This is a genomic window from Prosthecobacter sp., from assembly GCF_044373815.1.
In the GTDB taxonomy this organism is placed as follows: Bacteria; Verrucomicrobiota; Verrucomicrobiia; order Verrucomicrobiales; family Verrucomicrobiaceae; genus Prosthecobacter.
Genome location: NZ_JBIPNG010000203.1, coordinates 1 through 11,017 on the forward strand (window position 1 = coordinate 1; position 11,017 = coordinate 11,017).

The 11,017-nt window shown below is 58.5% G+C and carries 8 protein-coding genes; 5 read left to right on the forward strand and 3 right to left on the reverse strand.

Translation table 11 applies throughout. The features are described from left to right. The 5 genes from ACIREA_RS16760 to ACIREA_RS16780 form a co-directional block, all read left to right on the forward strand. A partial coding sequence (locus tag ACIREA_RS16760) for an Amuc_1099 family pilus-like system protein (protein WP_397383444.1) occupies positions 1–694 on the forward strand: 694 nt, incomplete at its 5' end. Positions 695–863: 169 nt separating this feature from the next. Continuing rightward, positions 864–3,458, forward strand: a complete 2,595-nt coding sequence (locus ACIREA_RS16765) for an Amuc_1098 family type IV pilus outer membrane protein (protein ID WP_397383451.1) — start codon at positions 864–866, stop codon at positions 3,456–3,458. A 128-nt stretch (positions 3,459–3,586) separates the two neighbouring features. Continuing rightward, positions 3,587–4,177 (forward strand): dephospho-CoA kinase, encoded by a 591-nt coding sequence (gene coaE / locus ACIREA_RS16770; RefSeq protein ID WP_397383445.1) that lies wholly within the window; start codon positions 3,587–3,589, stop codon positions 4,175–4,177. After that, complete coding sequence (gene rho, locus ACIREA_RS16775) at positions 4,174–5,640, forward strand: transcription termination factor Rho (RefSeq protein ID WP_397383446.1); 1,467 nt, start codon at positions 4,174–4,176, stop codon at positions 5,638–5,640. Before coaE ends, rho begins: the two co-directional genes overlap by 4 nt. Then, positions 5,637–6,770, forward strand: a complete 1,134-nt coding sequence (locus tag ACIREA_RS16780; RefSeq protein WP_397383447.1) for a ribonuclease D — start codon at positions 5,637–5,639, stop codon at positions 6,768–6,770. Before rho ends, ACIREA_RS16780 begins: the two co-directional genes overlap by 4 nt. A 172-nt stretch (positions 6,771–6,942) precedes the next feature. Here ACIREA_RS16780 and modA read toward each other — a convergent pair whose 3' ends face one another. The 3 genes from modA to ACIREA_RS16795 all read right to left on the reverse strand — a co-directional run. Further along, the gene (modA, locus tag ACIREA_RS16785; protein ID WP_397383448.1) at positions 6,943–8,469 is read right to left on the reverse strand and encodes a molybdate ABC transporter substrate-binding protein; all 1,527 of its coding nucleotides are present in this window, start codon (positions 8,467–8,469) and stop codon (positions 6,943–6,945) included. A 39-nt stretch (positions 8,470–8,508) separates the two neighbouring features. Further along, positions 8,509–9,933, reverse strand: coding sequence for a DUF1501 domain-containing protein (locus ACIREA_RS16790; RefSeq protein ID WP_397383449.1), 1,425 nt, complete (start codon positions 9,931–9,933; stop codon positions 8,509–8,511). Positions 9,934–9,936: 3 nt separating this feature from the next. After that, on the reverse strand, positions 9,937–11,017 hold a 1,081-nt coding region (locus ACIREA_RS16795), incomplete at its 5' end, for a DUF1553 domain-containing protein (RefSeq protein WP_397383450.1).

Genomic DNA, 11,017 nt, shown 5'->3' on the forward strand with positions numbered 1-11,017 from the left:
GCCAGAGCCGAAGCTGCGTGAACCCATGACCAACCTCTTCCTCACGGGAGATTTGACGAAAAACCCGCCGGAAGCGCAGCTTCCCAACATCTTCTCGCCTAATATCGGCCAGCTGGATGCGGACAATGACGGGTTCTCCAACCTGGAGGAGTTCAATGCCAAGACTGATCCCCGTGATGCGAGCTCGATGCCGCCATATACGAACAAGCTGTTCCTGACCAAGCGTATCAGCCATGACTACATCCTGCTGTTGAAGGGTGGCAGCGATGGCACCTTCCAGATTCAGCGCACGGTGCCGACCCGGGCCAGCGTTTTCAAGCCTCTCAACGAAGAGTTTGGTTTCGATAAAAACACGATTCGCTTCAAAATTCTCTCCTTCCGGCAAGAAACCATCGAGACGAAATTTGGACCCAAGGAAGCTTTTGTGCTGAAAATGTTTGATATTTCCGCCCAGAAGGAATTCGAACTGATTGAAGGCAAGGAAGTGAATCTGGCTGATTATGAGGCTGAGTTCGAATTCCGCTGGAAAAAGCGTCAAATCATCCCTGGAGTCAAAGAAGGAGGCTCATTCCAGCTTCCCGGCCTTGGTAAAAGCTATTACATTCTCAAATTGGAAGAAACCAAAGCCATCATTTCGCCTCTCGGGGCGGATGGTAAACCCACGAAAGAAACCATCGAAATTAAGCAGGGCTGAGCCTTTGCTATTTTCATCCCGGCAGAAAAATTAGCTCGCCAAAGTTCGCCCTCTTCTGTTAGTAATCTCTCTTTACCACAAAATATTGTCAGTTTGCCCTATGACCCATCACTCTCGTCTGGTGTTCAACCTTTCCCTTCTCGTTTTGACTGCGGCCTCGCCATCCATCATGGCCCAAAGTCAAAGTACCGTCACTGGAATGGCCAATCGCGAAATCGCACGTCGCTATGCCCGCATTGAGGATGCGCGCACAGCCATGGATCGTGGTGACAAATTGTTCAGCGAGGGGGATTATGACGGTGCGCTTAGCTCCTACAAATCCGCCATCGATTCGCTGCCGAATGCGCCCTTGACCCGTGACTGGCTGGATCTGGCCCAGCTCAAGTATGCTGATTGCAGCGTCACGGTTGCCCAGGAACGTGCCAAGGCAGGCAATTACAAGGAATCCCGTCAATTGCTGGAAGGCGCGTTGGTGTTAATTCCAGGGCACAAAGGCGCTCTGGCGTTCCAGAAGCAGCTTGAAGATCCAGACCGCTGGCCGCTATCGCTGACCGCTGAGCACGTGACCAACGTGGGCAAGGTGCAAGCAGGACTCCTGCTTGGAAACAGCTCCGTTGAAACCGGCCAGTATGATGCGGCCATCACGCAGTATCAGGATGTGCTGCGGACAGATCCCTACAACAGCGCCGCCCGCCGCGGCATGGAGAATGCTGAGCGCAAGCGTCAGGCCTACTTCAAGTCGGCCTATGATCACCAGCGTGCCAAAATGCTGACGCAGGTGACGGAGACTTGGGAGGACAAGGTGCCGGTGCAGGGGCAGACCGTCACTTTTGACTATGGTGTGGGACGCAGCCCGGGTGCGTATTTGACGGAAAAGATGAACAAGATCATCTTCCCGACGGTGCAATTCGAGGGTGCTACCATTGAAGAGGCCGTTGAATACCTTCGTATTAAAAGCCGTGATTTGGACACCTTCACTGACAAATCCGGAGTCAAGGGCGTGAATATTATTCTGCGCATGGGCGATGCACCAAGCAATGCGTCGATCAGCCTGGACTTGAAAGACGTGCCGATGTCTGAAGCGCTTCGCTACGTGACTGAACTGGCGCAGATGAAATACAAGGTGGAGGCGCATGCTGTCCTGGTGGTGCCAATTTCCGAAAATGCCAGTGAGCAGTATACTCGCAGCTATCGCGTGCCGCCTGATTTCCTGAGCTCGGGTGGTGGTGGAGACCCTGGTGCTGCTGCACCGGCAGCTGCTGCTGATCCTTTCGCTGCTGGCGGTGGTGCTGCTGCGGCTGGTGGTGGTGGTTTGATCGCCAGAAGAACAGCCCGGCAGATCCTTGAAGCATCAGGGATCGTTTTCCCAGAGGGTGCTTCGGCAAGTTACAATCCTGCCAACTCACAGTTGGTGGTCAGAAACACGCAGCCCAATCTGGATCTGGTGGAAGCCTATGTGGAATCCATCACGAAACTGGCCCCCAAGATGGTGGTCATCACTTCCAAGTTCGTGGAAGTGACCCAGAAAAACACGGAGGAACTTGGTTTCGACTGGCTCCTTGGTGGGATCAACACGGGCGGTGTCGCTTTCGGCGGTGGCAGCACCGGTAATGGCAATGCCTTTAACGCTGAAAGCTATCCCTTCCAGTCAAACTTGGTGAATCCTGGCTATTCTGTCGGTGGCCAGCAGGTGTTTCCCAGTCTTCCGGTGGCTGGTGCTTATGCTGGGCCAACGCCTCTGGGTGCAGTCGATTCAGTTACAGGCCTACTTGCCCCCAGTGGTGGAGGACCCGTTACTGCCGGTAATCGCAGCGGTGGCTTTGCCATCAACAACAGCAGCATCGACAACCTGCTGACCACGGGTTCCACCACCTCGACTACCAGCGCGGCTCCGGGCATTTTCTCCACGGCAGGCATTTTCGGCAATGCGCAGTTCCAGAACGTGATCCGCGGTCTGAGCCAGAAAAAAGGCGTGGATTTGATGAGCGCACCAAGCGTGACAACGAAGAGCGGCACTCGTGCCACCATGGAAGTGACTCGCGAATTCATCTACCCAACGGAATTTGATCCTCCACGTCTTCCTCAGGGTGGTGGTGGTCTGAACGTTGGCGGCGGCGGCGGCGGTGGCCAGCAGATTGCCACTCCGACGACTCCGACAGCGTTCGAAATGCGCCAGACTGGTGTTCGCCTTGAGGCTGAACCCACAGTGGGCGCGGATGGCAACACGATCGAGCTGACCCTCGCCCCTGAAGTGGTGGAGTTTGATGGCTTCATCAACTACGGTTCCCCTATTCTGTCCCCTTCGAGCCAGACTGTGCAGAGTGTTTCTGCCACTGTCATTGATCTCGTCCTAGGCACCGCCACAGAGGTGAATGGCTTCGTTCCTCTGCAGCAGCCTGAGCGTCTGATCACGGCTAACATCATCAACCAGCCAGTGTTCTCGGTGCGTAAAGTGACCACCGGTGTCTCCATCTGGGATGGGCAGACCGTTGCTCTCGGCGGCCTGATCCGCGAAGACGTGCAGGACGTTCAGGACAAAGTACCGATCCTTGGCGACCTTCCGTTTATTGGTCGTCTGTTCAAGAGTGAGTCCGAGCAGCACTACAAGCGCAATCTGATGATCTTCGTGACGGCCCATTTGATCGATCCTTCGGGTCAGCGGATCAAGCCGGCCAACCCTACACAGGCAGCAGCAGGTGCTGATGCTGCAGTCGGCCCTGGCTCTGTGGGAACTCTCCTGCCGGCGGTGGCACCAGCCAACTAACAGTCCTAAACTTAACTACCTAACCCAACATCAGGCAGGATTGCGAAAGCGTCCTGCCTGATGCGTTTTTAGCGACTGGCAATTGCAGATGGGCCAGGCACGGGCCATTTACTTCGATGAAATCTTGGTTGATCACCGGCGGAGCCGGGTGCGGTAAGAGTTCGCTGGTCACGTTGCTGATGCAGCAGCTTCCCATGCCGCACCGTGTCTTTTCTGCCGATTTGATGGTGGCAGAGGTCATGAAACGTGAATCAACGATCCAGGGCTTGGTGGCGGCCTTTGGCGCTAGGGCTCTGCGTAATGCAGGCGAGATCAACCGGCAGTGGCTGCGCGATGTGGTTTTGCCTGATGTCGGTCTGCGCAAAAAGCTGGAGGGCCTGCTGCACCCTCCCGTACTGGCGGCTCTCGAAGCGGCCCGGGGGGAGGCCGAAAGGGCCGGGGTGAATCTTTTCCTTGCGGAAGTCCCCCTCCACTATGAGATTGGGGGTACAGTTTCAGCAGACTTCGTCATCGTGGTGGCTTCCAGCCGGTCGGTGCAAGTCAGGCGGATGATGGAAACCCGGGGACTCGACGAACAGACCGTTCACAAGTTCCTGGAGGCCCAATGGCCCATCGAAGCCAAGGTAGAAAGAGCAGATGCCGTCATTTGGAATGATGGTTCTCTGGCCTCTCTTGAAGCCCAGGTGCTGACGCTGGCAAGTCCACTCTTGCAAGCATGAACGACCCATCTACCGAATCCCCCGCAACGGTTGCGGCCCCCCCCGCCTCCCCCGTGTCGGAAACCACCCCCGTTGCCACTCTCCCCCTGGTGAATCCCGAGCCGCAGCAGGAAGCTGCATCTCCTGCTCAACCTCCCGCCGTTTCAGGCGAGCCGCCTGCCGAGCCACAGAAGACGGATGGCGCACAGCCACCGTTTCCAGAGGAGATCTCCATCAACGAACTGCAGAACTCCTCGCTGGCAGATCTGCTGGAGCTTGCGGAAAAGGTGGGTTTCCGCCTGAATGCAAGCCGCACGAAGCATCAGCTCATTTACGATCTTTGTTCGTGGATGGGGGAACACAAAACCCGCCTCAAGGTGGAAGGTGTGCTGGAGATCGGCACCGATAACTACGGTCTCATTCGTTATCCGAAGTACAGTTTCATGCCCCTGCCAGAGGACGTCTTCGTTCCTTTGTTTCTGGTCAGGAAATTCAATCTGCGTCCCAGCCAGAGAATTGCAGGGATTGCCAAGGCTCCCAAGGATCGGGACAAGTATCTGGCGATCGACCGGATCACCGAAGTCGAGGGGATTACGATCGACAAATGGGAGACACCGACGGACTTCGACAAGCTCACGGCGACCTTTCCCAACAAGCGCATCATTCTTGAAACGGCCAAGCCTTGCGCGGTCAGCTCCCGCATTCTCGACATCGTGGCACCGCTGGGCAAAGGCCAGCGTGGTCTGATCTGCGCGCCGCCGCGTTCGGGCAAGACGGTGATCCTGAAGGACATCGCGAAATCCATTTCGCAGAACCACAAGGAGATCACCCTCATCGTGCTGCTGCTCGATGAGCGCCCCGAGGAAGTGACCGATTTCGAAGAAACGGTGAACGGCTGCGAGATTTACAGCTCCACGTTTGATGAGAGTCCGAAGCGGCACAGCCAGGTGGCGGAGATCGTGCGTGAGCGCGCCTGCCGTCTGGTGGAGATGAAGAAGGACGTGGTCATCCTGCTGGACAGCATCACGCGTCTGGCCCGTGGCTACAACTCATCGCAAGGCAGCAAGGGGGGCGCTTACATGGCCGGCGGTGTCGGTACCAAGGCGCTGCAAAAGCCCAAGAAATTCTTCGGTTCTGCCCGCAATGTGGAAGAGGGCGGAAGCCTGACGATCATTGCCACGGCGCTGATCGAAACCGAGAGCCGCATGGATGAGGTGATCTTTGAAGAGTTCAAGGGCACCGGCAACATGGAGGCCACGCTGGACCGAGAAATCTCCGAGCGCCGGATCTATCCCGCGCTGCATCTGCTCAAATCGGGCACCAGGCGTGATGACCTGCTCTACCATCCTGACGAATTCCGGCGCATCACGCAGGTGCGCAAACAGCTTGCTGCTGTCCCCGCTGTCGAGGCACTTGAGATGCTTATTCGCAATATCAACCGCACCAGCAACAATGCGGAAATCCTCCTCATGGGCCTGAAATGAACGAGGAAGGATCACCACCGAAGGACTACGAGTTCATTGACACCCCGGAGCATCTCAGTGAATGGGTCGGCAAGATGCGAGCCTGGCTGGCAGAAAGCCCGGACAAGCGCTGCTGCCTGGACACGGAGGCGGACAGCCTGCACCACTATCATGAGAAGCTCTGCCTGCTGCAGGTGAACTGCGCCGGACGCTATGCTCTGGTGGATCCGCTGGCGATTTCAGATGTCACGCCGTTGCTGGAACTGCTGGATGCGCATGAGCTGTGGTTTCACGGGGCTGACTATGACCTGACGATGCTGCGGAGGACCTATGACTGGAATCCGAAGGTGATTCGTGACACGCAGATCGCTGCACGCCTGCTGGGTGCACGCCAGTTTGGACTCGCGGCGCTGGTGAAAAACGCCTTTGATCTGGATCTCTGCAAGGCCTCACAAAAGGCTGACTGGAGCCGTCGGCCGCTGCCACCGAACATGCTTTCGTATGCGGTGGATGATGTGCGCTATCTGCTGCCTATCGCGGATAAATTCGTCGCTGATCTGAAAGCGAAGGGACGTGAAGGCTGGTTTCATCAAAGCTGCCTGTCTTTGCAGGAAGATGTGGCCGCGCGTGACAACGTGGCGCGTGAAGATCCGTGGCGTGTGCAGGGCTGTGGCAGGCTGCACCCCAGAGGACTGGCCATTCTGAAAGGCATGTGGGAATGGCGTGAAGGCATCGCGAAAGAGCGTGACACGCCCTGCTTCAAGATCATGTCCAACAAGCAGATGGTGGCCTATGCCGAGCAGTTTGAAGCCGGCCAGCCGCTGAATCCGCCGAATGGCTGGCGTCCGCGGTGGAAGAAGGAGTTTTTTGACATCGTGGCCGCGATCATGGCATCCACTGCCGCCGACTGGCCGCAGCGTGCCAAGAAGACCAAAGGGCGCCTCAGTGACACGCAGAGGGATCAGATCGACAAGCTCTGTGCTCATCGCGAAAAAGTGGCGCTGGAGCTTGAGATCGAGCCCTCGCTGCTCGGGTCACGTGCGACCATCGAGGAACTCGTCGTGGACGGCAATCCATCGAGTCATCTGATGAACTGGCAGCATGACCTGATGGCGAGTGGGCTGGAGCAGGTGCTGCAGACGGCGGAGTAGATGGGGGGGCGCAAGCACGCTCCTTCTTCCGTCTTGTCAGTGTGGCAGACGCCATGGCATACTTGCGCGCTCGAAGTCGGGCGGTTTGGCGAAGGAGGCTGTGGGTGATGGGATGCGATGGACGCCACACATACCCAACCTACGGCCGGGGCGCTGCATCTGCTGTGCGACGCTATTTTTGCTTCAACCAGTCTGGCAGGACGATGTCCGCGCTTTTGACGGGAGCGGTGTCGCCTTTCCAGACAAAGCCGGCATCTTCGAACGTTGTGCGCTGCTCGCGCAGGAAGGCGAGGAGGCGGCGGCCCAGCTGCTGGTTCGGGGAGTCACGCCGAACGGCGAATGGCTGGACGGCCTTGGACTTGTCCGCTGGTAGTGGGATGGCATCGAAGTGGGCTTTGTCGTTGTTGATGTTGATGCCGTAGACGACGGCGGCGTCGAGTGAGCCGGTGCGCATCTGATTAACGAGGAAATCTGCGGTGGGCACCTGCGATGATGCGTTTTTGCTCACGCTTTCCCAGAGGTTCATGGACTTGAGCATGGAGCGCGTGAGAAAGCCGATGGTGGACTGCTCGGCATTGCAGATGCCGACGTGCAGACCGGGGCGGGCGAGGTCTGCGAGAGTGTGGATGCCCTTCGGATTGCCCTTGGGGACGGCGATGACGATTTCGGCCTCGGTGAGGAGGATGGCTTCGGGGAACTGCTCTGCCACTGGAGGAACGAAGCAGACATCGCAGGCGTAATAGACGTCTGGGAACTTGGGATTGCTGCTGTCCTGCATGGTCTTCATGGAGGCGCACAGGATGCCGCAGCCATTGAAGACGGTGGTCAATGTGATGCCCTCGCGAGTGGCGAACTGCTGGAGGAGTTTTTCGATGGCGAGACGATTCACGCCGCCGCTGTAGATGATGAGATCAGGACGTGCGGCCCACTTGTCTCCGGGCACGGGTTTGAAACCCTGCTTTTGGAAAATGGGGCCGCCTTTTTCCGGGGCGGTGAGGTAGCGTGCAAAGCGCAGCGCCTCTGCAGGCTGCTGGCTGGATGAGAGAATGGTCGCGGTGGCATGTTCTTCGTGCTTCGCGAGTTCTGGCAGCGGCGCGATCTCCAGGCCTTTGAACTGGGGGACGGTGGAGTCCCAGACAATGGCGGCATCGACGGCACCAAGGGAGAGGTCGGCGGCGATTTCAGTGACGGTGGGTTTCATCACGGCGGCCTTCGCGGCCAAGGCATCCCATTCGGGGCCGAGAAGCTTCTTTGCCACGCGGCTGATGCTCGCGGCTTCGGGATTTGCCAGGGCGACTTTGATGTCGGGGTTCTTTAGAGCGGCGAGGCTGTCGATGTGTTTGGGATTGCCCTTGGTGACGGCGAGCACCGGCTGCTGATTGACGAGAGTGAACTCCTCGCGGGTGACGCCCAGCTTTTTTGCATCTGCCAAGGCGCCATCGTCAGCGGCGATGAAGAGATCGCCCTGCTTGGTGATCTTGAGCTGGCTGAGCAGGGTGCCGGTGCCGCCGTATTGCAGGCGGACTTCGGTGCCAGTTTCCTTTTGATAAGCGGCGGCGATTTCCTCCACCGGCTTCTTGATGCCGGCGGCGCAGAAGACGGTGAGTGGCACAGAGCTGTTCTTGGCGGGTTTCAGTGCCACCCATGCGGCACCGGCGGCGGCTCCGAGGCAGAGGACGATGACGAGTTTCTTCAGCATGATGCATGAACGTGCCAGAAAGGCGGCATCGCTCAAATACTACGCGATCAATTTCTCGATCACCTGGCCGCCGAACTGGCTGAGCTGTTTGAAGCGGCCCGCGTGGTAGAAGGTGAGCTTGTTGTCGTTCAGTCCGAGCAGGCGCAGGAGGGTGACGTGGAGATCACGGACGTGATGCACCTCTTCGACGGCTTCCATGCCGCGATCATCCGTGCTGCCGATGGTGTGGCCTGCTTTGACGCCGCCGCCTGCGAGCCAGACGGTCATGGCTTTGGGATTGTGATCGCGACCGTAGGCGGTGCCGCCGCGCACGCCATTGTCCGGGGTGCGGCCGAATTCACCGCACCAGGCGATGAGGGTGTCTTCCAGCAGGCCGCGTTGTTTGAGGTCTTTGATGAGCGCGGCGATGGGCTGGTCCACCTGATGGATGAGATTCCCGTGGGCGCGCTCGATGTAGTCGTGGCTGTCCCAAGTGCCGGCGTAGAGCTGCACAAAACGGACGCCTTTTTCGACGAGCTTGCGCGCGAGGAGGCACTTGCGGCCGAAGGCGTCGGTGGCATCGCTGCCAATGCCGTACATGGCTTTGGTCTTTTCGTCTTCTTTGCTGAGGTCCAGGGTCTCCGGCACCTGCGTCTGCATGCGGAAGGCGAGTTCGTAATTGTGCATGCGAGCGCGCAGTTCATCGTGCCAGGGGTGGGCTTCGGCGTGGCGTGTGTTCAGTTGCGCGAGGAGATCGAGGTTGGCGCGTTGGTGATCCGATGCGATGCCCTGCGGAGGTTGCAGATCGAGGATGGGCGAGCCTTTGGGGCGCAGCGGGGTGCCTTGGAACTGGGCGGGGAGGTAGCCGTTGCTCCAGTTGGCGCTGCCGCCTTGCGGGTAACTGATTTCTGGCAGGACCATGAAGCCTGGCAGGTCCTGATTCACGGAGCCGAGGCCATAGGTGACCCAGGCACCGAGAGCGGGATCTCCGCCGAAGCGATTGCCGCAGTTCATCTGATACATCGCGGTGGGATGATTCACGGAATCTACCTGGCAGCCGCGAAAGAAGCAGAGTTCATCGGCAACGCTGGCGAGATGCTGCCAGGGCTCGCTCATCCATGCGCCGCTCTGCCCATGCTGCGCGAACTTGAAGGGGGATTTCACGTAGTAGCGCTTGCCGCTTTCCATGGCGGACTTCTGTTTTCCTTCCTTGGTGAACTCCTTCAGGTGCAGCTTATCGAGCACGGGCTTGGGATCGAAGGTGTCGATGTGGGAGGGGCCGCCTTCCATCATGAGGAAGATGCAGTTCTTGGCTTTTGCGGGAATCTGCTGAGCCTTGGGAGATAGCGGGCCGGTTTGTTCAGCGGCGAGCAGGGAAGTGAGAGCGACACTACCGAGAGAGGTGCCGAGGCCATAGATGAACTCGCGACGTGTGGGTGCGTGAAGTGCGCGAGAACCGGCGCAGGGGAAGAAGGGCGTGTTCATGGCTCAGTAGAGGTAAACGAATTCGTTCGAGTTCAGCAGGACGAGGCACACATCGGCAAGTGCGCGTGTTTGCGCATCGACATCGGCGGGTTGGAGATCGGGAATGAAATCGGCGTAGCCGGGGAGCGCTTCGTGGAAGCTGAATTTTTCGCCGGTGTTTTCTTCCACGGCATCGCGTTTCACGCTAAGAGGGGGCTGTGGCTGCTTGAAGGTGAGGGTGGCATGTCGGGCTACCATGTCCTGCCAGTGGGTGGTGCAGGCGGCTTTTTCGGCGGCGGATGGCTGGCGGCCGTAGGTGAGGTGGAAGAGGCGAGTGATGACATCGGCCGGTTTTTCCTTCATCACGCGATTGGCCAGTGCGAGGGCGCGATCGTAGGTGGCCTGGCCATTGAAGAGGCTGAAGACCTGGGGCGTGACAGTGGAGACGTCGCGGGCTTCGCAGGAGAAGTCGGGGCCGGGTTCGTTGAAGACTTCCATGAAGGGATCGCGCACGCCGCGAATCTTCAAGGCATACAAGCTGCGGCGATGGCGCTGTTCTGGCTTGGCATTGGGCACCCAGGCGGAGGCAAAAGTGCCCATGACCTGACGCGGCTGCATGGCAACTTCGACGTTGATCTCGGGACGGTTTGGGATGCCGCCGAGGGTGGGATTCAACTCGCCGGTGATGCTGAGCATGGCGTCGCGCATCTCTTCGGCCATGAGGCGGCGGGGCTTGAATACGGCGTAGGATTTTTCGGCTTCTTCGTGGCTCAGTTCTGTTTTGATTTCGGAACTGCGCTGATAAGCGGCGCTGGTCATGATGAGGCGATGCATCTCTTTGATGGACCAGTTCTTTTCCACCAGCGTGGCTGCGAGCCAGTCGAGCAGTTCAGGGTGTGTGGGCTTTTTGCCGGTGCTGCCGAAGTTGTTGGGATTGCCAGCGATGGCCTGACCGAAGTGCCAGAGCCAGAGGCGATTGACGATGGCGCGAGTGGTGAGCGGGTTGTCCTTGCTGGCGATCCAATTGGCGAGAGCGGTGCGGCGGCCTTCGATGGCATCGGGAAACTCGACGCTGCCGAGCACAGAAAGGACGCCGGGTTTCACG

Bases quoted from the DNA above. Each gene is read 5' to 3' on its own strand.
- ACIREA_RS16790 (WP_397383449.1), bottom strand. From the start codon at position 9,933: ATGAACACGCCCTTCTTCCCCTGCGCCGGTTCTCGCGCACTTCACGCA.
- ACIREA_RS16780 (WP_397383447.1), top strand. From the start codon at position 5,637: ATGAACGAGGAAGGATCACCACCGAAGGACTACGAGTTCATTGACACC.
- ACIREA_RS16765 (WP_397383451.1), top strand. From the start codon at position 864: ATGGCCCAAAGTCAAAGTACCGTCACTGGAATGGCCAATCGCGAAATC.
- modA (WP_397383448.1), bottom strand. From the start codon at position 8,469: ATGCTGAAGAAACTCGTCATCGTCCTCTGCCTCGGAGCCGCCGCCGGT.
- rho (WP_397383446.1), top strand. From the start codon at position 4,174: ATGAACGACCCATCTACCGAATCCCCCGCAACGGTTGCGGCCCCCCCC.